Consider the following 23,407-nt stretch of genomic DNA (forward strand, 5'->3'; position numbering starts at 1 on the left):
ACCGACGCGGTGCAGTTGCTGGGCGGGTACGGCTACACCCGGGACTACCCGGTCGAGCGGATGATGCGCGACGCCAAGATCACCCAGATCTACGAAGGCACCAACCAGGTCCAACGCATCGTCATGGCCCGCCAGTTGCTCAAGGACTGACCGCCGGGTTCGTTGCTCCTCCGTTCCGGACGCCTGCTTCGCACCTGACAGGCAAGGTGCGAAGTGGGTGTCAAGTTCCGTGAGCTGCCGACGATCTCGATGTGCGGCTGCTGGCGGGTCAGCGGGTGAGGCCGACGGTGGTGGCGAGGCGGGCCACGTCGGCGGCTGGCGGGCCGCTGCGGGCGATCTCGGCGACGAGGGTACGCGCGGCGGGGCGGTAGCGGACCTCGGCGGGCGCGATGGTGTCGGCCTCGACCAGCGTACGACCGGCGGCGGCGAGGTCACCGGCGTCGAGGTAGGCGCGGGCGGCGTCGACGAGGTGCGCGGCCCGATGCTCGACGGGAAGCCGACGCCAGTCGTCGCGCCCGATGGCCTTCTCGTGGTGGTGGACCGCCACGGCCGTGTCGCCGAGGCGCAGGGCGGTCAGGAAGCGGGCCAGCAGCACGGCGGCGGGACCGAACGCGGTGTGGTGCGGGTCGTCGCCGCTCGTACACCGGTTGGCGAGGACGGTGGCGTGGTCGATCAGGTTGTCGGCGCGGCGGCCGTCACCACAGCCGGCGGCGGCCAGCGCGGCCTGGAGGAACAGCGTCCCGCGTACCGCGTCGTGGGTGGCGGTGCCGATGGCGGCGACGGCGGCGGTGAGGGCGAGCCGGTCGCGGCCGAGCGCGCGCAGCGCCTGGGCCACGACGATGGTCGCGGTGCCGGCGCGGACGGGGTCCCCCACGGCGGCGGCGACGGCCCGGTCGGCGGCGAGCCAACCGAGATCGGCCTCACCGAGCTTGACCAGCACCGATGCGGTGATCCGGTACGCGGCCACCAGCGGTCCCGGGCTGGCACGGGCGGCGTCGAGCAGGCTGGGCAGGGCCCGGAGCAGTTGCGTGTAGTGGGCGTGCTGGTAGGTGAGCCAGGCGTGCGCGACATGCCGCCCCAGTTCGTCGGGCGACACCGTCCGGGCCGGACGCTGGTGGTGGTAGCGGGCCAGGGCGGCGCGGACCGCGTCGACACCGTCGAGGCCGGCGGTCACGGGCGGTAGCGGTCTGCGGGGGTCGAGCAGGGTGGCCGGGTCGAGGCGCAGCACCTCGGCGATCTCCTGGACGGTCGAGTAGCGGTCCAGGCTGCGTACGCCGCGTTCGACCTTGTCCACCCAGCTCTTCGACTTGCCGAGCCGGTCGGCGAGCATCTGCTGGGTCATCCGGCGGCGTACCCGCCAGCGGGCCACCCGCCGGCCGATCGGCAGCTCGTCGACGTCGGTCAGCGCCGGCCGGTTCACCGGTCCCGCTCCACCGGCGGGGGTACGGCCACGGTGGTGGACTCCCCGCAGCGCGGACACCACCTCGACTTGACCCGGAACGCCAGCAGCCCGACCAGAAAGCCCGGCACCAGGCCCCCGAACACGATCGATACCACTTCAGACCTCATGATCACTCTTACCTTCGGTAAGCGGGGCTGTGAGCTGCGCAGATAGCTCTGAGTGAGGGCTCCTGCACTGCTACCGAAAGTTAGCGCACTAACTCTAGATCAGTAAAGGACTTAATTGTGCTAACTTTCGGATCATGAACGTTTGACATTGTTTGCTGCGCCTGCGGAGACGTGGTCGACTTGACCGTGAGTAGGTGTGTCCACGTGGAGGGGTCATCCATGACCGGCAGGGAGCCGCCCAACTATCAGCGCGTCGTGGATGACCTGCGACAGCGGATCCTTGGCGGTGAACTGTCCTCTGGGGACAAGCTGCCCACCGAGAGGGAACTCCAGCAGCGCTGGGGCTTCTCCAGCACCGTCATCAAGCACGCCCTCACCATGCTCCGCAGCGAAGGGCTCATCGAAGGCCGACGGGGATCGGGCAACTACGTCCGCAGCCGCACATCGCTCGTGCGTCGCGCCCACTCTCGGGACCTGCGCAACCGCATCGGCAGCACGTCACCGTTCGCCCGGGACAGCGAAGCCGCAGGCAAGCAACCGAGCTGGGAGTCTGACAGCGAGAAGATTCCCGCAACGCCCCGCATCGCCGAACGGCTCGGCATTCAGCCCGGCGACACCGTCATGCACACCAGGTACCGCTACCTGGCCGACGGAGTCCCGATACAACTTGCCGACTCGTACGAGCCGCTGGCCCTCACCGGCGGTACGCCGATCGAGTACCCCGAGCGAGGTCCGATCATCGGCGTGGTCGCTCGGATGGACTTCATCGGTGTGGCCGTCGACCGGTTTGTGGAAGAGGTGACGACCCGGCAGGCGATGCCCGAGGAAGCTGCCGCCCTCGAACTCGACCGGCGCGGCGGCAGGTGGGTGATCGAAGTCGAGCGCACCTACTTCGCCGGGCGGACCGCAGTGGAAACCGCCGACATCGTGTTTCCTGGTGACCGTTACCGACTCGTCTACGAGTTGCCCGTCGATCCCTGGTCACCGCCCGAGGGGGCCGAGCCGTCCTGACAACGGCTCGGCCGTGAAGAAGCCGTACCGGATGATCGGGTGGGCCAGTCGTGCCGGCCCACCCGTCAGCGGTCAACGGTTGTCGGGGCTGTTCTCCGGCTTGGCCCCGTAGCGCGGCGGGGCGGACCACGGCGACTCGGTGCCGGCCCGCCGGGGCAGCGGCTCGGTGGGGGTGTCCAGGTCGGGGTAGCCGAGGGTGAGCGGCGCGGTGTCCGGCTCGCTGCGGGCGGGCGGACCGGCCGGCGGCCAGTCGCTCGTGGCATAGCTGGGCGGTGGCGGGTCGTCGTAGTCGGCCGGGGCCGATTCCGTCCCGGTCGCCGGCTGCGGCCAGCGCCGCCACCGCTGGGCGCTGAACACGGCCATCAGCAGCAGCACGCCGATCAGGAACAGGGTGCCGTTCTGCACCGGCTGGTGCAGCGGCAGCGGGTCGCCGAGCACCTTCCAGCCGCTCGGGATCCAGTCGAGCACGGTGAACGGGGCGATGAACATCCCGACGTACGGGGTGACCAGCAGCAGCCCGGCGACGAGCGGGCCGAGCGGCGAGGTGCGCAGCGTGCCGACCAGGCCGAGCAGGATACCGGCGACGCCGAGGTAGACGGTCGGCTCGATCAGGTTGGCCGTGTTGTACGTGCCGATCTCCACCCAGCGGTCCACGGTCCGGCCCGACCCGTCCTGCCCGAGGGTGATCAGCACCCACGTGACGGGTGCCACCACCAGCCCGGCGAGGAAGCTCCAGAGATGTCGCATTGGCGCACCGTACCGTTTCTGCCATGACCGAGCACCCCACCACCCCTCCCGGCAAGCCGACGTCGTACTCCCGGGTCACGCTGAGTCGCATCATGACCGCTGTCGATGTCAACCTGTACGGAACCGTGCACGGTGGGGTGTTGATGAAGTTCGTCGACGACGTGGCCGGGGCGGCGGCGGCCCGGCACAGCGGCGGTACGGCGGTGACCGCCTCCATCGACGAGATCGTCTTTTCCGAGCCCGTCCGGGTGGGTGACCTGGTGCACGCCCACGCCCAGGTCAACTGGACCGGCAACACCTCGATGGAGGTCGGGGTGAAGGTGGTCGCCGAGCGCTGGGACTCGGCCGAGGACGAACCCGTCCGGGTGGCCACCGCCTACCTGGTCTTCGTCGGTGTGGACGTGGCCGGCGCCCCCCGCCCGGTCCGCCCCGTCCTCCCGGAGACCCCAGACGATCACCGCCGCTACAAGGAGGCCGAGATCCGCCGCGCCCACCGCCTGGCCAAACGCCGCGCCATCCAAGCCCACCGCGCCTCCTGACCCCCTCCGTCCCCCAAGCTCCCCCTTCCCACCCCTGCCCCCCGGCTCCCCCTCCCGCCCCGGTGATCAAGAGATTTACGTCAGCTCCGCGCCCAGTCCTGCCCCAAACCTCTTGATCACCACCCCCCAGCCCCCGGCTGCACCCGGCGTTGGGCGTCCCAGCCCGGTGATCAAGAGGTATACGTCAGGTATCGGCTCAATGTTGACGCGAACCTCTTGATCACCGGCGCCAGCCCGTCGCTGCGGCCGGGGCGGAATGTGCCGGTCCGGTGATCAAGAGGTATGCGTCAGGTTCGGGCTGGAATTTGACCCGAACCTCTTGATCAACGGGGTCTGGTCGATGGGTCAGCTGGATCAGTGGGAGATGGGTGCTTGATCAGCGGGTTGAGCCGGACTCGGCAGCGGGGGTGGGGACGGATTGTGTGCGCGGGGCACGTTTCCGTGGTGGGCCCCGGTGTGGATGATGGCGCTGCGAGGTAGGCAAGATGGCGGTATGGCCGGGCACAGTGCCGTGTGGGCCTCAGGGAGGGTGGAGCGGTGGGTGACGTGCTGTGGACGCCGCCGGCGGACGTACGCGAGCGGTCCCGGATCGGTGGCTACCTGCGGTGGCTGCGGGAGCACCGGGGGCTGGACTTCGCCGACTACGACGCGCTGTGGCAGTGGTCGGTCACCGACCTGGACGCCTTCTGGCGCTCGATCTGGGACCACTTCGAGGTGGTGGCGCACACCCCGCCGACGGCGACCCTGACCGATGCGGCGATGCCCGGTGCCCGGTGGTTCCCCGGCGCGACGCTCAACTACGCCGAGAACGTGCTGCGGCTGCCCGGCCGCGCCGATGACGACCCGGTGGTGGTCGCCCACTCCCAGACCCGCCCGCCGGTCACCCTGACCGCCGCCGAGCTGCGCGAACAGGTCCGTCGAGTGGCGGCCGGGCTGCGCCGCCTCGGCGTCGTCGCCGGGGACCGGGTGGCCGCGTACGCGCCGAACATCCCCGAGACGTACGTGCTGCTGCTGGCCACCAGCAGCCTCGGGGCGATCTTCTCGTCCTGTGCCCCGGAGTTCGGCACCCGGAGTGTCGTCGACCGCTGGCAGCAGATTGCCCCGAAGGTCCTGGTGGCCGTGGACGGCTACCGGTACGGCGACAAGCCGGTCGACAGGCGGGCCGAGGTGGCCGCGATCCGGGCCGCCCTGCCGTCGCTGACCCACACCGTCCACATCCCCTACCTGCACCCGACCGGCCCCGACGGCTTCGCCCCGGCCGGTTCCGACCGCGCTGCCCCTCCGGCCGGTTCCGACGGCGCTGCCCCGGCATCCGCGCTGCCCGGTGGTGCCGTCGGCGGTGCGGAGGCCGCGCCGGGCGGCGTACCACAGAGCAGCCTGAGCTGGGCCGACCTGGCGGCGGAGACCGACGGGGCGTTGACCTTCACCCCGGTCCCGTTCGACCACCCGCTCTACGTGCTCTACTCCTCGGGCACCACCGGCCTGCCGAAGCCGATCGTGCACGGGCACGGCGGCATCCTGCTCGAACATCTCAAGATGCTCGCCCTGCACCACGATCTCGGCCCGGCCGACCGGTTCTTCTGGTTCACCACCACCGGCTGGATGATGTGGAACTTCCTGGTCTCCGGGCCGGCCGTCGGGGCGACGATCGTGCTGTTCGACGGTAACCCCGGCCACCCCGACCTGGGCGAGCTGTGGCGGCTGGCCGACGAGACCGGCACCACCTATTTCGGCACGTCCGCGCCGTTCCTGTTGGCCTGCCGCAAGGCCGGCTTGGTGCCCAGGGACGTCGCCGACCTGTCCGCGCTGCGCGGGGTCGGCTCCACCGGAGCGCCGCTGCCCGCCGAGGGCTTCACCTGGGTGTACGACACGGTCGGCACCAACCTCCAGCTCCAGTCGTTGTCCGGGGGGACGGACGTCTGCACCGGCTTCGTCGGCGGTGTGCCGCTGCTACCGGTGTACGCCGGTGAGATCACCTGCCGGGCGCTCGGTGCGAAGGTGGAGGCCCGCTCAGCCGACGGCACCCCCGTCCTCGGCGAACTGGGCGAACTGGTGATCACCGCGCCTATGCCGAGCATGCCGGTGGGGTTCTGGAACGACCCGGACGGTCGCCGCTACACGGAGGCGTACTTCGACGTCTATCCCGGGGTGTGGCGGCACGGCGACTGGATCACCATCAACGAGCGGGGCGGCTGCGTGATCACCGGCCGGTCCGACGCCACCCTCAACCGGGGCGGCGTACGCCTCGGCACGGCCGAGTTCTACTCGGTGGTGGAGGGCCTCGACGAGGTGGTCGACTCGGTCGTGGTGCACCTGGAGGACGACGAGGGCGGGGCGGGGGAGCTGCTGCTGTTCGTGGTGCTCGCCGAGGGCCTCGAACTCGACGACGCGTTGCGCCGCAAGATCGCCCGCGAGCTGCGTACCGCCCTGTCGCCCCGGCACATCCCCGACGAGATTCACCAGGTCCGGGCAGTGCCGCGCACGTTGTCGTCCAAGAAACTGGAAGTCCCGGTCAAGAAGATCCTCACCGGCACTCCGGTCGACTCGGCAGCTGCCCAGGGTGCCCTGGCCAACCCGGAGTCCCTCACCGCCTTCGCCGCCTTCGCCCAAACCCGCCCCACCCCCTAACCCCACCCACCCCTGCCCCCGGCTCCGCCCTGCCCGTCTCCTGCCCGCCCGCTCTACCCGTGCCCTGCCCGCCCCGCCCCGCCCCGTGCCCTGCCCGCCCCGCCTCGCCCGCCCCGCCTCGCCCCGGTGATCAAGAGCTTTACGTCAATCCGCCCCCTGTTTCTGACCCAAACCTCTTGATCACCGAACACCAGCGCCATCGAGGTCGGGTGATCAAGAGGTTTACGTCATTTGTCGGCGGAATTTTGACGTAAAGCTCTTGATCACCGGGGCGAGGCGAGGCGAGGCGAGGAGGGCGGGGCGAGGCGGGATGAGGCGGGGAGGGCGGGAGGAGGCGGCGGGGGTGGGGTGGGAGCAGGGCGGAGGGGGTGGGGGTCAGGGGAGGGTGTGGGTGGTGCGTTCGGTGGTGGCGCGGGTGGGGAAGCGGGAGCGGTCGGGGTTGCCGGTCAGCACGACCGTCGCCCCCCGCAGCAGCGGGGCGAGCAGCCAGTCGCGCGGGTCGGGGTGGGTGGTCGCGTCGATGAGCAGCCGGTCGCCGGGGGCGATGCCGAGGGCCGTCGCGCGGGCGTCCGCCTCGGCCAGCAGGGCCGCGTCGGTGGGGCCACCCTGGCCGGACGGGGTGAAGTGGTCACCCTGGGTGCGTACCTCGACGACGTAGTCGGCGAAGCCGGCGGGGACCTCGCGCAGCGGGGCGGCGAACGGGGCGAGCGCCAGCGCGTACCGGTCGCCGGCCGGCCAGGCGTCGACCTCGGCCACCCGGTCGGCGGCGGCGAAGAGCACGTGCACGTCACCCGGTTCGTCACGCACCGTCAACCCGGCCGACCAGCAGCCGAGTAGCACGGCGGCGGTCTGCCAGTGCGGTGGCAGCAGCACCCCGGCCGGGTCGCCGGGGCTCAGGGCCAGCTCGTCGACCAGCAGGTTGGCGGTCTTGGCCACCCAGTTCGCCAGGGTCGCGCCGGAGAGTTCGGTGCGTTCGCCGGTGGCGTCGTCGTACCAGGTCAGCAGGGGGCGGGCGGGGTCGGCCGCGATCGCGGCGGCGAACACCCGGGCAATGTTGTCGGCCATCGGCGCGAACGATACGCCCCTGTCGCCCGTATTCGATGACGATGACAAGTCGGCGTACGGTCGGGTCGGAGTCAGCGTCCGTACCGGGCTCCGGCGTAGGCTTGCCCGGAGTGTTGTTTCCCACAGACCAGTCAGTGCAAGGAGTCGCCCCGTGACCGCCGGTCGCCCGCCCCGCGTGCTCATCGACGCCACGAGTGTCCCCGCCGACCGTGGCGGCGTCGGTAGATACGTCGATGGCCTGCTCGGAGCCCTCGGCACAGTCTGCGGGGAGACGGTCGACCTGGTCGTGGTGAGCCTGCGTACCGACCTGGAGCGTTACACCCGGATGCTGCCCGGGGCCGAGGTGATCCCCGCCCCGGCCGCTGTCGCCCACCGCCCGGCCCGGCTCGCCTGGGAGCAGACCGGCCTGCCGCTGCTCGCCCAGCAGGTCGGTGCCGAGGTGCTGCACTCGCCGTTCTACACCTGCCCGCTGCGGGCCGGCTGCCCGGTCACGGTGACCGTGCACGATGCGACGTTCTTCACCGAGCCGGAGCACTACGACAAGTCCCGGCGGACGTTCTTCCGCAGCGCGATCAAGACGTCGCTGCGCCGGGCCAGCCGGGTGATCGTGCCGAGCAAGGCCACCCGCGACGAGTTGATCCGGCTGCTCGACGCCGACCCGACCCGGATCGACGTGGCCTACCACGGGGTCGACCAGAGTGCCTTCCACGCCCCGGGCGAGGAGGAGAAGGCCCGGGTGCGGGCCCGGCTCGGGCTCGCCGGCAGCAGCTACGTCGCCTTCCTCGGGGCCAAGGAGCCGCGCAAGAACGTACCCAATCTGATCCGGGGGTGGGCGCGGGCGGTGGGCGACCGGGAGAACCCGCCGGCCCTGGTGATCGCCGGTGGCCAGGGCCACGACGAGGACATCGACCGCGCGGTGGCCGAGGTCCCGTCGCACCTGCGGTTGCTGCGTCCCGGTTACCTGCGCTACGCCGACCTGCCCGGCTTCCTCGGCGGGGCGCTGGTCGCCGCCTACCCGTCGTACGGCGAGGGGTTCGGTCTGCCGATCCTGGAGGCGATGGCCTGCGCCGCGCCGGTGCTCACCACGCCCCGGCTCTCGCTGCCCGAGGTGGGCGGTGACGCGGTCGCGTACACCAGTGAGGACCCCGACCAGATCGCCACCGACCTGGCCGCCCTGCTCGACGACGAGCAGCGACGGTTGTCGCTGGCCAAGGCGGGTTTCGACCGGGCCAAGGAGTTCACCTGGGCGTCCAGCGCCGAGGTGCACATCGCCGCCTGGAGCCGGGCGCGTTCCTGAGTGGTCGCTGACCGTACGGCGGACCCGGCATCCGACCTGTGGCGGTTCGGGCATGATGTGCTGATGCTCTACGCCGTCATCCCGGCGGGTGGCAGCGGCACGAGGTTGTGGCCGCTGTCCCGCGCGGGGCACCCCAAGTTCCTCCATCCGCTCACCGGCACCGACGCGTCGCTGCTCCAGGCGACCGTGGGCCGGCTCGCGCCGTTGACCACACCGGAGCACATCCTGGTGGTCACCGGGGCCGCCCACGCGGCGGCGGTGGCCCGGCAGCTGAGCGGGGTGCCGGAGGAGAACATCCTGGTGGAGCCGTCGCCCCGGGACTCCTGCGCGGCGATCGCCCTGGCGGCGGCGGTGATCGCCCGGCGGGACGAGACGGCGGTGATGGGCTCCTTCGCCGCCGACCACCTGATCCGTGACCCGGCCACCTGGGTGCAGACGGTCCGGGCGGCGATCGGCGGTGCCGAGCAGGGGCTGCTGATGACGGTGGGGATCACCCCGACCCGGGCGGAGACCGGTTACGGCTACCTGGAGACCGGTGAGCCGACCGGCGACGGCCCGCTGCGTCCGGTGACCGAGTTCAAGGAGAAGCCGGCCGCGTCGGTCGCCGAGGCGTACCTGCGTTCGGGTCGGCATCTCTGGAACGCCAGCATGTTCGTCTGGCGGGTGGACGTCTTCCTCGCCGAGCTGGCCCGCCAGCAGCCCGCCCTGCACGCCGGGGTGATCTCGATCGCGGCGGCCTGGGGCACCCCCGAGCAGGACGAGGTCCTCGGCGCGGTCTGGCCGACACTGCCGAAGATCTCCGTCGACTACGCGGTGATGGAGGGCGCGGCCACCGCCGGCCGGGTCGCCACCGTGCCGGGTGACTTCGGCTGGAACGACGTGGGTGACTTCCACACCCTCGGCGAGGTGTTGCCCGCCGACCCGGCCGGCAACGTGGTGCTGGGCACCGACGCCAAGCCCGGGGTCCTGCTGCACGACGCCCACGACCTGGTGGTGGTGCCGCAGTCGGGTCGGCTGGTCGCCGCTCTCGGGGTCCGTGACCTGATCGTGGTGGACACCCCCGACGCGGTGCTGGTCTGCCCGCGCGACCGGGCCCAGGACGTCAAGGCCCTGGTCGACGAGCTGAAAGCCCGGGGCGAGGACGGGCTGGTCTGACTGTCGGGGCGGCCTGACCCCCGCCCGGTGGTATGCCGCTGCGACCGTCGGGCTTTCCGGCCGCCCGGACGGGCCCACCGCCGGGGGCGGGTCGGCCGTCTCCCGGGGTCGGCCGTCTCCCGGGTCGGCCGTCTCCCGGGGTCGGCCGTCTGGCGGGTCGGCCCCCGGGCGTGGGTCGGAGCGGGCGGTCAGCGGGCCCGGTGGGCGTGGACGGCCAGGGCCGGCGCGACGAGTTTGGCGGTCCCGCCGGCCAGCGGCTCCGGCAGCCGGTCGGTCGGGAACCAGCCGAGCGCCTCGGATTCGTCGCTGACCTGCTCGACCGCGTCCGGCGGGGCGAAGACCGCGAACCGCACGTCGTGGTGCAGCGAACCACCCTGGCAGGCCACCGGATGGATGTCCACGTCGATCGGTACGGGATCGATGACCAGCCCGGGGATGCCGGACTCCTCGGTGGCCTCGCGCAACGCCGCCCCGGCCAGTGTCTCGTCGCCCGGTTCGCAGTGCCCGCCCAACTGCACCCAGCGGTGCAGCTTGCCGTGCAGGCAGAGCAGCACCCGGGCTCCGGCGGCGTCGAGGATCAGCGCGCTCGCGGTGAGGTGCCCCGGCAGGTGGTGGCGGGTCAGGGCGACCGGGCCGGCGGCGAGGAGCGCGAGGGTGCGGTCCCGCGCCTCGGCGGCGTCCGGCCCGGCCGGCGTCCAACCGGCCAGCACCGCCACCGCGTCCGCGTGCAGCGCCACGTTTCCGTCGCCGGGCACTCCGGGGCGGGCTCCGCTGGTCCCGCCCGGCAGGGTGGCGGTGTCCGCCCGGCTGGCGCAGGTGGACCCGGCAGTCCTGCCCGGGTCGGCAGTCCCGCCCGGCTCGGTGGGGGCGGCTGGCTCGGTGGTGCCGGCCGGGGAGGGGACCGGGGTGGCGGGGAAGGCGTCGGGCATCCCGACACTCTACGAGCGTGCGCTCCGTACCCTGGCGCGGTGAGCCTGAGACTTCTGGAGTTCGTGGTGGCCGGCAACGAGGCCAGCGACCTGTTGCCGGTCCGGTCCCGGTCGCTGCTGCGGGCGTACGACGCTGTCCGTGGTTTCTGGACCGTGCTCGACGAGGGGCCGGTGGAACACTGCCTCGCCCTGCTGCTGGAGCGCACCGACGGCGAGTGGGTCGCCCATCACGTGACGGCCGACGCGGGGACCGAGAACGGCCGTACCGAGGACGGTGAGGCGCTCGCCGCGCACGACGGCTGGGTGTACGTCTTCGGGTCGCACTTCGGTTCGAAGGCCGGCCCGCTGCGGCCCCGCCGTGCGTTCGTGGCCCGGTTCCGGGAGGACGACGCCGCCACCGGGACGCTGCCGGTGCAGGTGGTCCGCAACCGGTTCCGGGTGCACCGGGCGGTCAACGACGCCCTGGTCAAGGCGGCGTTCACCCCGTTGCCGCCGGGTGAGCGGGTCCGCCAGCGGTTCATCGGCGAGACGGTGTCCCGGGGTACGGCGCGGGCCAAGTCCTGGGTACGCCGGCTGGCCGACGGTGACCTGCCGCTGAACGTGGAGGCGGCGACGTTCACCCCGCACGGGACGGTGCTGCTGGGGCTCCGATTCCCGGTGACCGTGGACGGGGAACCGGTCCTGGTCGAGCTGGCCGGCATCCCGGAGATGTTCACCCCCGGTGGCGGCTGGCCGCGCGCCGGTCGGGCGTATGTGGTGACCGGTGTGACGCCGCCCGGTGCACTGGTGGGTTTCCGCGCGATCACCCCGACGCCCGACGGCGGGTACGCGGCGGTGGTCGGGTCGATCGACGCGCTCGGCAAGGGCTCGGTGCTGCTGGACGACCATCCGACCGGTGGCGATGTCACCTCACGGCACGTCCGGTTCCGCTGGGAGCCGACCGACGACGACCGGATCGCGGGTGAGGTGGCGGCCGAGTTGGCGCCGTTCCACAATGTCGAGGGGGTGGCCGAGGTGGACGGACGCAGCTTCTACGTCACCGACGAGGATCATCGGGTGGCGCTCTGGATCGGCTGAGCCGACCACCGCTCGGGTGGTGGGCCCGGGCGACACCTCCACGGAACCAGGGCCGCAGACCCTCGTGGTGCCTCCCGGACCCACGTCTCCCTGGGCCACAGGCCACCAGGTGGACGGTGGGGAGACCCCCACGCGTCGTACCAGGCAGTAGGAGCATGTCAACCGACGGTACGGGCGTCGAGGTCTTTCAGCCCACGCTTAAAAGTGGAGATAAGTGCCGCCCGGTACAGTTCAGTGGGTCGGCGGGCTCCCCCTGCCCCGCCCCAGGAGCGCTCGATGCTGACCATTCATTTCTCCCAGGAGGACATCCTCCGGACCCGGGTCGCCCCTGCCGCCGATCCGGTCTGGGAGTCGGTCCTCAGCCTGCACCTGCTCCAGGGGCGGACCCGCGACCCGTTGATGGCGGGCTGGCGGCGGGGCGTGGCCACCGGGCTGCGTCGGGAGACCGCCGCCGACCAGTTCCGGCTGCTGTTCGCGCTGAACCCGCCCCGCGGCTACTTCCCCGACTTCCTCACCCCGTACCAGAGCCTCGACGGTTTCGAGGCGGGGCTGGACGCCGTCCGGTCCACCCCGACCGGGCTGCTGCGCCGGGACCTGGCCCTGCTGGCGGGGACGAACCCGTTGCCGCCGTCGGCTGCCGCGCTGGCCCGGGGTGAGCCGGAGGTCCTCCGCCACCTGACGGAGTCGATGGCGCAGTACCGGTCGGTGGCGATCGACCCGTACTGGGGGCGGATCAGGGCCGCCGTGGAGGCCGACCGGGCGGTACGCGCCCGCGCCCTGCTCGACGGTGGGGCGGAGGGACTACTGGCGAGCCTGCGGCCGGGGATGCGCTGGGAATCCGGGGTCCTCCAGGTCCTCGACTATCCGAACCGCCGGGAGTTGCACCTGGACGGTCGGGGGCTGCTGCTGGTGCCCTCGTTCTTCTGTGCGCGTACCCCGGTCGCCCTGCTCGACCCGATGCTGCCGCCGGTGCTGGTCTATCCGGCCGACCGGCTCGGCGGGTTGGACCCGCCCCCGGGCGAGGGTGGCCGACCTGCCGGCGACGGCGGTAGGGAGGCGCTGGCGGCGCTGCTGGGCCGTACCCGGGCGGCGGTCCTGGAAGTCAGCGACGACGGTGCGACGACCGGCGAGGTGGCCCGGCGGCTGCACATCTCGGCCGCCGCCGTCAGCCAGCACACCACCGTGTTGCGCAACGCCGGGCTGCTGGTCAGCCGCCGCGACCGCAACACGGTGCTGCACACCCTGACCCCGCTCGGCCGGGCCATGCTCGACGCCTGACGCCTGACGCCTGACGCCTGACGCCTGACGCGTGACGCGTGACGCGTGACGCGTGACGCGTGACGCGGCGAGCGGGCAGGTGCGGCTGACCCGGCGGTGTCCAGCCTCGCGGAAGCCGCCACCTCGGCGACCCTGTGGTGATCATGACCGGCTCGGTCAGCCCGCCCGGGGAGGGTGCTGGCCGGTCAGAGGGCCAGGCAGGCGCTGGCGATGCTGCCCGTCGGTGGCGGCAGCAGGGTGGACGGGATCCCCTCGGCGGCCAGCGCGATCCGCAGCCGGTGCAGGTCGACGCCGAAACGCACCAGGTCGGGCTGGTCGACGGGAGTGGGTGCCGCGCCGAGCAGCAGACCGCTCGCCCCGATCGGCCAGCCGTCGACGGTCGCGGCGAGACCGGCGCGTACCTCGTCGTCGGTGACCTGGGTGAACGTGGTGCCGGGGGCGACCACCTCGGCCACCGCGGCGATCGCCCGGTCGACGGCCGCCGGGTCCACCGGTGCCTCACCACGGCCGTCGGCAAGCGTCGCGGCGGCGCGCATCCCGGCCGCCATCGCCTCGGCGGTGCCCAGTGAGAACAGGTCCAACGCGCTCTCCCGCACCAGGGCGGCGGCTCCGGCCCCGTCGTCGACCAGCCGGACCGCCGGCCGGTCGTCCCGGCCGTCGCCCCCGGCCGGCGGGTGCGCCCGGCCACCGTCGGCCGGGGGCGACGACGACGGCAGGTAGCCCCGGACCACCGCCACCGGGACCTGGTCGCACTTGCCCTTGATCAGCTCACCTGCGCCGGCCAGCTCGTCGACCACCGCCATCTGGGTCAGTTGCAGCTCGTTGCCGTAGGGGTCGACCTCGCCCCGGTGGTCCCGGATGGCGGGCATCCCGGCGACGCCGAGCGCCACGTCGGTCAGCCCGTTGCGCCACGGCCGGCCCATCGTGTCGCTGATGATCACCGCGACGTCGACCCGGTAGCGGTCCCGCAGGGCGGCGCGCAGCGCCCGCGCCGACGCGTCCGGGTCCACCGGCAGCAGCACCAGCCGGGTCTTGTCGACGTTCGACGCGTCGATCCCGGCAGAGGCCATCACGAAGCCGTGGTGGGTCTGCACGATCCGGGTCGCCCCCCGGCTGGCCACCACCCGGGCGGTCTCGGCGGCCAGCACCTCGTCCCGGGCGGCGAGCCGTTCCGGGCCGTCGGCCGGCACGTCCACCAGCCGGCCCTCCGCCTTCGACACGATCTTGCTGGTGACCACCAGCACGTCGCCGTCGCGCAACCACGGCGCGGCCGTGCCGATCAGCACCGCCAGGTCGTCGCCCTCGGTCACGTCGCCGATGCCCGGCACCGGCAGGATCTCCAGTCTCACACCAGCTCCATCGCGGCCCGGACCATCGCCGTGGTCGCCGCCTCGTCGGTCATCCGCAGCGGGACCGCGCGGACGGTCACCCCGGGCACCGCCACCCCGTCGTCCTCCGGCGCGACCAGCCAACCGTCGAGCAGGCCACCCTCGCTGCGACCGCCGTAGAGCCGACCCACCCCGGCGGCGCTGCACTCGACGTCGAGGACCTCCAGGCACCGGTCGGCCATCCCGCGCACCGGTGCGCCGCCGATGATCGGCGACACCCCGACGACCCGGGCCGGACCGGTGGCGACCGCGTCGCGCAGGCCGGGCACCGCCAGCACCGGGGCGATGCTCACCACCGGGTTGCTCGGCGCGACCAGCACCACGTCGGCGGCGGCCAGCGCCTCGGCCACCCCGGGGGCCGGCTTGGCGGTGTCCGCGCCGACGAAGACGAACCGGTCGGTGGGCACGCCCGCCCGGTACCGGACCCACCACTCCTGGAAATGGATGGCCCGCCGCTCGCCGTCCAGGTCGACCACCGCGTGCGTCTCCAGCCGGTCGTCGGTGGCCGGCAGCAGCCGTACGCCGGGCTGCCAGCGGGCGGCCAGCGCCTCGGTGACCTGCGACAGCGGATACCCGGCATTGATCATGGTGGTGCGCACCAGGTGGGTGGCGACGTCCTTGTCGCCGAGGGAGAACCAGCCCGGCTCGGCACCGTACGCCGCCAGCTCCTGCTTGATGGTCCAGCTCTCGCCGACCCGCCCCCACCCGCGTTCCGGGTCGGCACCCCCGCCGAGGGTGTACAGGACACTGTCCAGGTCGGGGCAGACCTTGAGGCCGTGCAGGTAGAGGTCGTCGCCGACGTTGACCACGGCGGTCACCTCGGCGCCCACCTCGCGGGCGTACGCCCGGACGCCGAGCAGGAATCGGGCACCCCCGATCCCGCCGGTCAGAACCACGATGCGCATGTCGTCCATCCTCCCGTACGGGACGCGAGCCGCCGCCGGGCGGCCCGGGAGACTAGGCTCACGTCGGCATCTGTCCGTTTCGCCCCGAGGGAGAGTTCGTGACCAGCCCCGCCGAGCCCGCGTCGCACGACGCGTCGCAGGCCCGCCAGATCACCGCACCCCTGCGCGAACTCGCCGCGCTCGTCCTGCTCGGCGCGAACGCCGTGCTGCTCTTCGTCGGGTTCGTCCGGCTGCTCGTGCCGATGTCGGACTACAGCACCTTCTCGGGGCGGGCGGGGAGCGAGTTCTTCGCCTTCGTCGGTGTCGAGGCCACGGTGCTGCCGTTGTTGGCCGTGCTGCTGGTCACCCACCTCGCGCCGGTGTCCGGCCGGGCCCGGCAGTTCACCCAGGTCGCCCTCGCCGAGTACGCCTTCGGCGCCCTGTTCGGCGTGTTGACCTTCCTGATCTGGCTGGTCGGCCGGCTGGCCGAGGCCGAGGTGCTGGACGCCCTGCTCGGCATGCTTACCCGGGCGGCCTGGTTGGCGCTGTTCGGGATGGCCGCCTTCGTGGTCTACCGGATCTGGCGCACCCTCTATTACGTCGCGAAGCCGAAGCCCCAGCCCGGCGTCTACGGCCAGCCGCAGCCCGGCTGGCCGCAGCAGCAGGGTGGCTACCCGGGCCAGGGCTACCCGCCCCCGGGTCACCCTGGTGCCGGGCAGTACGGCCAGCCCGGGTTCGCCCCGCCGCAGTCCGCGCCGCCGTTCGGTGCTCCGCAGTCCGCGCCGCCGCAGTCCGCGCCGCCGCAGTCCGCGCCGCCGTTCGGTGCTCCGCAGTCCGCCCCGCCGCAGTCCGGGCCACCGACCGGAATCCCGCCGCAGTCGGCCCCGCCGTTCGGGGCTCCGCAGTCCGCCCCGCCGTTCGGGGCTCCGCAGTCCGCCCCACCGTTCGGGCAGCCTCCGTCGGCCGACCCGACCCAGGCGATCCCGCGTCAGTCCACGGAGCCGACCACCGGCCCGGCCGACGCGGACGGGGACCGCACCCAGCCCTTCCGGCGGGACGATCCGAACACCCCGCACTGAGCCGCACCCGGCCGGGTCGGCCCGCGCCACGGCGTGAGCCCGACCCGGCCGGCGCGGTGCCACCAACCCGGGTCGGTCGGCGCGCTGCGACGCGAGGTGCCGATCCGGCCGGGACGGTGGTGCGGCAGCACCCGACGGGGAGATGTCACACCCGGCTCGCATGGCTGCCGGATCGTCCCGGCCAGCGCCTAGGCTGGGCGGATGGTTGACCGCACCGATCCCGGCCCGACCTCGGCGAGCGTGCGACGGGCGCTGCGCCGGGCCGCCACCGGGCGCGCGCTCGACGTCGACGAGGCCACCGCGCTGCTGAGCGCCCGGGACGCCGACCTGGACGAGTTGCTCCGGATCGCCGGGGAGGTCCGGGATGCCGGGCTGCGCGACGCCGGCCGGCCGGGCGTGGTGACGTACTCGAAGAAGGTCTTCATTCCGTTGACCCGGCTGTGCCGGGACCGGTGCCACTACTGCACCTTCGCGACCGTGCCGCACCGGCTGCCGGCGGCCTTCCTGGAGACCGACGAGGTGCTGGCGATCGCCCGGCAGGGCGCGGCGCTGGGTTGCAAAGAGGCCCTGTTCACCCTGGGTGACCGGCCGGAGGAGCGCTGGCCGGCGGCCCGCGCCTGGCTCGACGAGCGCGGCTACGACTCCACGGTGGACTACCTGCGGGCCTGCGCGGTGGCGGTGCTGGAGGAGACCGGTCTGCTGCCGCACCTCAACCCGGGGGTGCTCTCCTGGTCGGAGCTGCAACGGCTCAAGCCGGTCGCGCCGAGCATGGGGATGATGCTGGAGACCACCGCCACCCGGCTCTGGTCGGAGCCGGGCGGCCCGCACTTCGGCTCCCCGGACAAGGAGCCCGCGGTGCGGCTGCGGGTGCTCGACGACGCCGGCCGGGTGGGGGTGCCGTTCACCACCGGCATCCTGATCGGCATCGGTGAGACCCCGGCCGAGCGGGTCGACGCGCTCTTCGCGATCCGTCGCGCGCACCGGGAGTACGGCCACCTCCAGGAGGTGATCGTGCAGAATTTCCGCGCCAAGCCGGACACCGCGATGGGCGGCCTGCCCGACGCCGAGCTGCACGACCTGGCGGCCACCGTGGCGGTGGCCCGGCTGCTGCTCGGCCCGAAGGCCCGGCTCCAGGCCCCGCCCAACCTGATCGAGGACGAGTACGACCTGCTACTGCGGGCCGGCATCGACGACTGGGGTGGGGTGTCCCCGCTCACCCCGGACCACGTCAACCCGGAGCGGCCGTGGCCGCAGCTCGACGAGCTGGCCCGGCAGACCGAGAAGTCCGGCTTCACCCTGCGCGAGCGGCTGACGATCTACCCGGAGTACGTCCGGGCCGGCGACCCGTGGCTCGATCCCCGGCTGTCACCGCACGTCACCGCGCTCGCCGACCCGGCGACCGGGCTGGCCGTGGAGGCGGCCCGGCCGGTGGGCCGCCCGTGGCAGGAGCCGGAGGAGGTCTTCGGCGGCGGCCGGACCGACCTGCACGCCACCATCGACACCGCCGGCCGCACCGACGACCGGCGGGGTGACTTCGACAGCGTCTACGGCGACTGGGCGGAGGTCGCCGGCAAGGTGAGCCCCGCCGCGTCGGGCGGGCCGGTGCCGGGTGCCGACGGTGACCTGCGGGCGGGGCTGCGGCTGGCGGCCGACGACCCGGCGGCGCTGCTGGAGCCCCGGCACGCCGACGCGGCCCTGGCGCTGTTCGGCGCGGACGGCCCCGCCCTGGACGAGCTGTGCCGGCTCGCCGACGACGTGCGGCGGGACACCGTCGGCGACGACGTCACCTACGTGGTCAACCGCAACATCAACTTCAGCAACGTCTGCTATGTGGGCTGCCGGTTCTGTGCGTTCGCCCAGCGGGAACGGGACGCCGACGCGTTCCGGTTGTCGGTGGAGCAGGTGGCCGACCGGGCCGAACAGGCGTGGGCGGCCGGCGCCGGTGAGGTCTGCCTCCAGGGCGGCATCGACCCGAAGCTGCCGGTGACCGGTTACGCCGACATCGTCCGGGCGATCAAGGCCCGGGTGCCCGGCATGCACGTGCACGCGTTCTCCCCGATGGAGATCGTCACCGCCGCCGCCAAGGCCGGCGTGCCGGTGCGGGAGTGGCTGTCGATGCTGCGCGAGGCCGGCCTGGACACCATCCCGGGCACCGCCGCCGAGATCCTCGACGACGACGTGCGCTGGGTGCTCACCAAGGGCAAACTGCCGGCCGCCGCCTGGGTCGAGGTGGTCTCGACCGCGCACGAGCTGGGCATCCGCTCCAGCTCCACGATGATGTACGGCCACGTCGACCATCCCGGCCAGTGGCTGGCGCATTTCCGGGTCCTCGCCGGGGTGCAGGACCGCACCGGTGGGTTCACCGAGTTCGTGGCGCTGCCGTTCGTGCACACCAACGCGCCGATCTATCTGGCCGGCATCGCCCGGCCCGGCCCGACCTGGCGGGAGAACCGGGTGGTGCACGCGATGTCCCGGCTGCTGCTGCACGGGCGGATCGACAACATCCAGTGCTCCTGGGTGAAGCTCGGCGACGAGGGCACCGTGGCGATGTTGCAGGGCGGCTGCAACGACCTGGGCGGCACCCTGATGGAGGAGACAATCTCCCGGATGGCCGGCTCGGGCAACGGTTCGGCGCGTACCGAGGAGCAGTTGCGGGCGATCGCCGCCGCCGCGGGACGTCCGGCACGCAAGCGGACGACCGCTTACGGTCATCCGTTGCGATGACATCGAACCTTTCGCGCGTGCGGGCCGTACCAGTGTTCGCCGGCGGCGGTTGAGGCGAGGGCCGCCGCCGGCGACCTCGCGCTCCACACCGCGCGCGCTCACGCGCCGCCGGAGGAAAGGTTCCCCATGACGAGCGAAGTGCGGAAGCGTTCCTGGCCGCGACTGACCCGGCGGCAGACACTGACCGCTGCGGCGAGTGCCACGCTGGGCGCGGCGGCGTTGACGGTGACCGGCGTGTCGGCCGCGCAGAACTCCCCGTCGGCGAGCAGCGCGGAGGGTCCGATCGTGGTCCACCTGCGCGACGCCAAGTCGGGGACGTTGGACGTCTTCGTCGGTACGTCCCGGATCGAGGTACGTGACCGGGGGCTCGCGGACCGGCTCCGCCGGGCTGCCGGGCGCGGCTGACCCCGTCTGCTGTCCGACGGCGGTCTGACCTGCCCGCCGTCACCGGGTGGGGGTGACCCGCCCGCTGTCCCGGGTGGCCCTGAACCGCCCGCCCTCTTCCTCTTCACCGCCAGGCGCAGACTCCCGCGCCCGGTTCGTCATGCCCTGACTCCTCATGATCCCGCAAAGGTTGGTCCGCCATGTCGTCCCACCGCGAAGCACCGGAAATAAGCAAGGACCCGGTCGCCGACAGTTCCGACCTCTACGCCTTCGTCAGCCCCGAACGGCCCGACTCGGTGACGTTGATCGCCAACTACGTGCCGTTGCAGCTCCCCTCGGGCGGCCCGAACTTCTTCGAGTTCGGCGACGACGTGCGGTACGAGATCCATATCGACAACGACGGTGACGGCCATCCCGACGTGACCTACCGGTTCGAATTCCGTACCGAGATCACGAACGAGAACAGTTTTCTCTACAACACCGGGCCGATCGAGTCGCTGGACAGCAAGAACTGGAACCGGCGGCAGTTCTACAAGCTGACCCGGGTGACCGACGGCAAGGAGCACGTGCTCGCCAACAAGCTGCCCTGCCCGCCGTGCAACGTGGGGCCGCTGTCCATCCCCAAGTACAACGACCTGGTCCGGCAGGCGACGTACAAGCTGTCGACGGGGGAGAAGGTGTTCGCCGGGCAGCGCGCGGACGGCTTCTTCGTCGACCTGGGCGCGATCTTCGACCTGGGTACGCTGCGGCCGTTCCAGCAGTTGCACGTGGCCGGCAAGAAGCTGTTCAAGACCGAGGGTGAGCCGGTCAACTCGGTGGACCGGATGAACGTGCACAGCATCGCGGTGCAGGTGCCGCTGAGCAAGGTCCGCCGCAGGTCCAACCGGTACGGCGTGGGCGACCGCGCCTCGACGATCGGGGTGTGGACGACGGCGTCCCGGCAGCAGGTGCGGGTGCTCGGCGACCGGGTCGCCGCGGACGCCGCGATCGGCCCGTGGACCCAGGTGTCCCGGCTGGGCAACCCGTTGTTCAACGAGGTCATCGTCCCGATGTCCAAGAAGGACCTGTGGAACACGCTGCCGCCGACCGAGGACAAGCGGTTCGCCCGGTTCGTCGAGCAGCCGGAGCTGGCGGCGTTGCTGCCGGTGCTCTACCCGGGGGTCTTTCCCAACCTGGACGCGCTGAACAAATCCAAGAAGCCCCGGGCCGACCTGCTGGCGATCCTGCTCACCGGCATTCCGTCGGGGCTGATCGACGGCTTCACCAACCTCACCGGTGACGTGCAGGCCGACATGCTGCGGTTGAACACCGCGATCAGGCCGAGCAGCAAGCCGAACCAGTTCGGGCTGCTCGGCGGGGACCTGGCCGGTTTCCCCAACGGTCGCCGGGTCGTCGACGACGTGGTGAGCATCGCGTTGCGGGCGGTGGCCGGGGTCACCGTCCCGCTGGTGGACAAGAAGTTCAAGCCGGACGCGGCGGCCGGTGCGGTCACCCCCGGCCTGAGCGCCGCCGACGTGACGGCGCCGTTCCTGCGGGACTTCCCCTTCCTCGGCACGCCGTACGACGGGTTCAACAACCCGGCCGCGGCGAACTCCTGACCGGACGGAGAGCGGCGTGAGCGGACACCACCACCACCATCATCACCAGTACGGGCCGACGGAGAGCGGCACGGTGATGCTCGACGTCGGTGGTGACACCGGTGCCCTGATCATCTACACCGGACGTGACCAGCACGGGCGGGAGATCGAGATCAGCCGGGTCGACCAGGCCGGTGCGGTGCGGACGCACTCCGCCGTACGGGAGCGGATCGTCCGGGACGGGGTGTTCCACAGCGCGGTGTACCCGGACCTGACGGCGGGTGTCTATACCGTCTGGTGGGACGAGGAGACGCCCGCCGGAACGATCTCCGTCAACGGGGGTTCGATCGCCGAATTCGTCTGGCCGACCAGCCCGTCAAGGTCGACCTGAGCACCACGACAACCGTACCGACCCGAGCGCCCCGTCCACAATGTGGACGGGGCGCTGTCGGTATTTCCGGCTCGGTGAGCGATCCGGGCCCAACCGCGTTAACCTGTCCCCCACCATGCTCATGATCTTGATAGGACCGGCCGGCCGGAGCGGTCGACGGCGCTGTGCGGGAGCGTCCGGGGCGGCGACGCCACGGCAGAAATCTGGGGCAACTCGCCGGAGAGGGCGTTACTCGCCCGGGGTCTGAATCGATAGGGCAGGTTGCGAGGGCCGGGTGGTCCGGGTGACCGTCCGGTGGCGTGTCGGGAGGGCGACTCCATTATCAAGTTCGGCTTGACGGCGCACGCATTACACGCGTGTAATTTCGATGGGGTTGTTCGCACGGAACGCACAAATAGGACCGGACGGACAAGCACGCCTTTCGCGTGGGGGGTTGCAGCGGCGGTGACGTCGGTGCGCGACAAGGAGGCATCTGATGGACGGCCAGCTTGAGGTGGCCGACCTGCTCGGAAACGCGCCGGAGTGGCAGGAGCGGGCACTGTGCTCGCAGACCGACCCGGAAGCGTTCTTCCCCGAGAAGGGCGGCTCGACCCGCGAGGCGAAGCGGATCTGTTCGCGGTGCGAGGTCAAGACGGAATGCCTGGAATACGCCCTCGGGCACGACGAGCGGTTCGGGATCTGGGGTGGGCTCTCCGAGCGGGAGCGGCGCAAGCTGAAGCGGCGGGCCGCCTGAATGGAAGGTCGAGTCGGGCGGTGGGGGCCGCCCGGCTCACGCCCACAGCCGGTCGCGGGGGCGGCCGGCGTCGGGCGGCGGTCCGGCCACGACGGTGGCCGACCATGGCGACACAGCACCAGGTCACGACGTGAGCGGCCACCGGGCCCGGGCGACGGGCGAGTCGGTCCCCGGGCCGGGCTGTGCCGGCGGTGGAGGTAGCGGGCCCGGCGGATCGTCGGGCCGGTGACGGCGGCTCGCCGGACCAGTGCCGACGATCCGTCAAAAGCGGGGCGTGGTGCTCGACCCCGGGACCGGGTGCCCGCCGACGCGGTTCGTCTCGTCATTGGGCGGGTGAATGCCCGCCTGGGTGGCGGGTCCGTCCTCCGGTAGATGAGTGCCCGCCCGCGTGGTGGGCCGGCGGAGTGCTGGTCCTGGTCAACCTCGGCCGAAGACCCGGGTCGTCACCGGGCGCGCAGCCTCAGGTCAGCTCGTCCGGGTCGACCCCGAGCAGGTTCGCCACCTGCTCGATGATCACGTCGTGGACCAGGTCGGCCAGGTCCTCACGGTCCATCGCGCGAAACTCCAACGGCCGCCGGTAGAGCACGATCCGGGGTGGCACCTCCTGCCGGCCCGGTCGGCCGGGCAGCAACCGGGCCAGCGGCACCTCGCCGTCCTCCAGCACGTCTGAGTCATAGACGTTCAGATCCGGCGGGACGTCCTCGACGGCGAACTCCACGCCGGCAAGTTCCTTGGCGAACCGGCGCTCCAACGTCTCCACGGTGTCCAGCACCAGGTCGTCAAAGATCTCGGCCTTGGTCCGGGCCAACGGGACGGTCGCCGGCACCAGCCGCCCGCGCAGGCCCCGTCCGTGCCGGTCGCGGTGGTTGCGCCGGCCGGAGCCGGGGCGGCGGCGTTCCGGGCTCGTCATGAACAGAAGGGTAGCCCCCGGTCCGGCCCGCCCGATGGCAGC

Annotated in this window: 22 protein-coding genes; 14 read left to right on the forward strand and 8 right to left on the reverse strand. The window is 72.4% G+C overall.

Annotated elements, in window-relative coordinates:
- Nucleotides 1–150, forward strand: a 150-nt coding sequence (locus tag AB0K25_RS11765) for an acyl-CoA dehydrogenase family protein (protein ID WP_363820226.1), incomplete at its 5' end; no start/stop codon positions are given.
- A gap of 118 nt (nt 151–268) precedes the next feature.
- Here the strand turns inward: AB0K25_RS11765 and AB0K25_RS11770 are convergent.
- Entirely contained in the window at nt 269–1,420 is a 1,152-nt protein-coding gene (locus AB0K25_RS11770) for a helix-turn-helix domain-containing protein (RefSeq protein WP_363819904.1), read from the reverse strand.
- Entirely contained in the window at nt 1,417–1,569 is a 153-nt protein-coding gene (locus tag AB0K25_RS11775) for a hypothetical protein (protein WP_208570977.1), read from the reverse strand. The genes AB0K25_RS11770 and AB0K25_RS11775 overlap by 4 nt, the downstream gene beginning before the upstream one ends.
- 219 nt (nt 1,570–1,788) lie before the next feature.
- Between AB0K25_RS11775 and AB0K25_RS11780 the strand changes: the two genes are divergently transcribed.
- Nucleotides 1,789–2,580, forward strand: coding sequence for a GntR family transcriptional regulator (locus AB0K25_RS11780; protein ID WP_363819907.1), 792 nt, complete (start codon nt 1,789–1,791; stop codon nt 2,578–2,580).
- 72 nt (nt 2,581–2,652) lie between these two features.
- Here the strand turns inward: AB0K25_RS11780 and AB0K25_RS11785 are convergent, their stop codons facing one another.
- On the reverse strand, nt 2,653–3,327 hold the full coding sequence (locus AB0K25_RS11785; protein WP_208570975.1) for a hypothetical protein: 675 nt from the start codon (nt 3,325–3,327) through the stop codon (nt 2,653–2,655).
- Nucleotides 3,328–3,350: 23 nt separating this feature from the next.
- On the opposite strand from AB0K25_RS11785, the gene AB0K25_RS11790 reads away from it, so the two are divergent.
- Nucleotides 3,351–3,866, forward strand: a complete 516-nt coding sequence (locus AB0K25_RS11790; protein WP_091248315.1) for an acyl-CoA thioesterase — start codon at nt 3,351–3,353, stop codon at nt 3,864–3,866.
- A 546-nt stretch (nt 3,867–4,412) separates the two neighbouring features.
- Nucleotides 4,413–6,494, forward strand: coding sequence for an acetoacetate--CoA ligase (locus tag AB0K25_RS11795; protein ID WP_308291128.1), 2,082 nt, complete (start codon nt 4,413–4,415; stop codon nt 6,492–6,494).
- A 375-nt stretch (nt 6,495–6,869) separates the two neighbouring features.
- Here the strand turns inward: AB0K25_RS11795 and AB0K25_RS11800 are convergent, their stop codons facing one another.
- Nucleotides 6,870–7,559, reverse strand: coding sequence for a TIGR03089 family protein (locus AB0K25_RS11800; RefSeq protein ID WP_363819911.1), 690 nt, complete (start codon nt 7,557–7,559; stop codon nt 6,870–6,872).
- A gap of 151 nt (nt 7,560–7,710) precedes the next feature.
- Here AB0K25_RS11800 and AB0K25_RS11805 point away from each other — a divergent pair, with 151 nt between their 5' ends.
- Both AB0K25_RS11805 and AB0K25_RS11810 read left to right on the forward strand, forming a co-directional pair.
- Nucleotides 7,711–8,856 carry a glycosyltransferase family 1 protein gene (locus tag AB0K25_RS11805; RefSeq protein ID WP_219467335.1) on the forward strand — a complete coding sequence of 382 codons (1,146 nt, stop codon included), beginning with the start codon at nt 7,711–7,713 and terminating at the stop codon, nt 8,854–8,856.
- Nucleotides 8,857–8,919: 63 nt separating this feature from the next.
- Nucleotides 8,920–10,011 carry a sugar phosphate nucleotidyltransferase gene (locus AB0K25_RS11810; protein ID WP_363819914.1) on the forward strand — a complete coding sequence of 364 codons (1,092 nt, stop codon included), beginning with the start codon at nt 8,920–8,922 and terminating at the stop codon, nt 10,009–10,011.
- Nucleotides 10,012–10,199: 188 nt separating this feature from the next.
- Here AB0K25_RS11810 and AB0K25_RS11815 read toward each other — a convergent pair whose 3' ends face one another.
- A complete protein-coding gene (locus tag AB0K25_RS11815) occupies nt 10,200–10,766 on the reverse strand; it encodes an NUDIX domain-containing protein (RefSeq protein WP_308291129.1) in 567 nt (188 codons plus the stop codon).
- Between the two features lie 213 nt (nt 10,767–10,979).
- Here AB0K25_RS11815 and AB0K25_RS11820 point away from each other — a divergent pair, with 213 nt between their 5' ends.
- Nucleotides 10,980–12,017 carry a hypothetical protein gene (locus AB0K25_RS11820; protein WP_357536301.1) on the forward strand — a complete coding sequence of 346 codons (1,038 nt, stop codon included), beginning with the start codon at nt 10,980–10,982 and terminating at the stop codon, nt 12,015–12,017.
- Between the two features lie 276 nt (nt 12,018–12,293).
- Nucleotides 12,294–13,295: a winged helix-turn-helix domain-containing protein gene (locus AB0K25_RS11825; protein WP_219467342.1), complete on the forward strand. Its 1,002-nt coding sequence runs from the start codon at nt 12,294–12,296 to the stop codon at nt 13,293–13,295.
- A gap of 185 nt (nt 13,296–13,480) precedes the next feature.
- Here AB0K25_RS11825 and AB0K25_RS11830 read toward each other — a convergent pair whose 3' ends face one another.
- Together AB0K25_RS11830 and cofD are read right to left on the reverse strand one after the other, a co-directional pair.
- The gene (locus tag AB0K25_RS11830; RefSeq protein ID WP_357536303.1) at nt 13,481–14,644 is read right to left on the reverse strand and encodes a coenzyme F420-0:L-glutamate ligase; all 1,164 of its coding nucleotides are present in this window, start codon (nt 14,642–14,644) and stop codon (nt 13,481–13,483) included.
- Nucleotides 14,641–15,588: a 2-phospho-L-lactate transferase gene (cofD, locus tag AB0K25_RS11835; protein ID WP_219467346.1), complete on the reverse strand. Its 948-nt coding sequence runs from the start codon at nt 15,586–15,588 to the stop codon at nt 14,641–14,643. Before cofD ends, AB0K25_RS11830 begins: the two co-directional genes overlap by 4 nt.
- 98 nt (nt 15,589–15,686) lie before the next feature.
- Here cofD and AB0K25_RS11840 point away from each other — a divergent pair, with 98 nt between their 5' ends.
- The 6 genes from AB0K25_RS11840 to AB0K25_RS11865 all read left to right on the forward strand — a co-directional run bounded on the left by AB0K25_RS11840 (nt 15,687) and on the right by AB0K25_RS11865 (nt 22,455).
- The gene (locus tag AB0K25_RS11840; RefSeq protein ID WP_363819919.1) at nt 15,687–16,646 is read left to right on the forward strand and encodes a hypothetical protein; all 960 of its coding nucleotides are present in this window, start codon (nt 15,687–15,689) and stop codon (nt 16,644–16,646) included.
- Between the two features lie 201 nt (nt 16,647–16,847).
- Nucleotides 16,848–19,370: a bifunctional FO biosynthesis protein CofGH gene (locus tag AB0K25_RS11845; RefSeq protein WP_357536307.1), complete on the forward strand. Its 2,523-nt coding sequence runs from the start codon at nt 16,848–16,850 to the stop codon at nt 19,368–19,370.
- A gap of 126 nt (nt 19,371–19,496) precedes the next feature.
- Nucleotides 19,497–19,775 carry a hypothetical protein gene (locus AB0K25_RS11850; protein ID WP_208570296.1) on the forward strand — a complete coding sequence of 93 codons (279 nt, stop codon included), beginning with the start codon at nt 19,497–19,499 and terminating at the stop codon, nt 19,773–19,775.
- 179 nt (nt 19,776–19,954) lie between these two features.
- A complete protein-coding gene (locus AB0K25_RS11855) occupies nt 19,955–21,352 on the forward strand; it encodes a DUF4331 domain-containing protein (RefSeq protein WP_208570297.1) in 1,398 nt (465 codons plus the stop codon).
- A 76-nt stretch (nt 21,353–21,428) separates the two neighbouring features.
- Nucleotides 21,429–21,722, forward strand: coding sequence for a phospholipase (locus AB0K25_RS11860; RefSeq protein WP_219470688.1), 294 nt, complete (start codon nt 21,429–21,431; stop codon nt 21,720–21,722).
- Nucleotides 21,723–22,197: 475 nt separating this feature from the next.
- Nucleotides 22,198–22,455: a WhiB family transcriptional regulator gene (locus AB0K25_RS11865; protein WP_007455784.1), complete on the forward strand. Its 258-nt coding sequence runs from the start codon at nt 22,198–22,200 to the stop codon at nt 22,453–22,455.
- Nucleotides 22,456–22,915: 460 nt separating this feature from the next.
- On the opposite strand, the gene AB0K25_RS11870 is transcribed toward AB0K25_RS11865, so the two are convergent.
- Nucleotides 22,916–23,365, reverse strand: coding sequence for a metallopeptidase family protein (locus AB0K25_RS11870; protein WP_208570298.1), 450 nt, complete (start codon nt 23,363–23,365; stop codon nt 22,916–22,918).
- Between the last annotated feature and the right edge of the window lie 42 nt (nt 23,366–23,407).

Source organism: Micromonospora sp. NPDC049257 (assembly GCF_040678915.1).
Classification (GTDB): Bacteria; Actinomycetota; Actinomycetes; order Mycobacteriales; family Micromonosporaceae; genus Micromonospora; species Micromonospora antibiotica.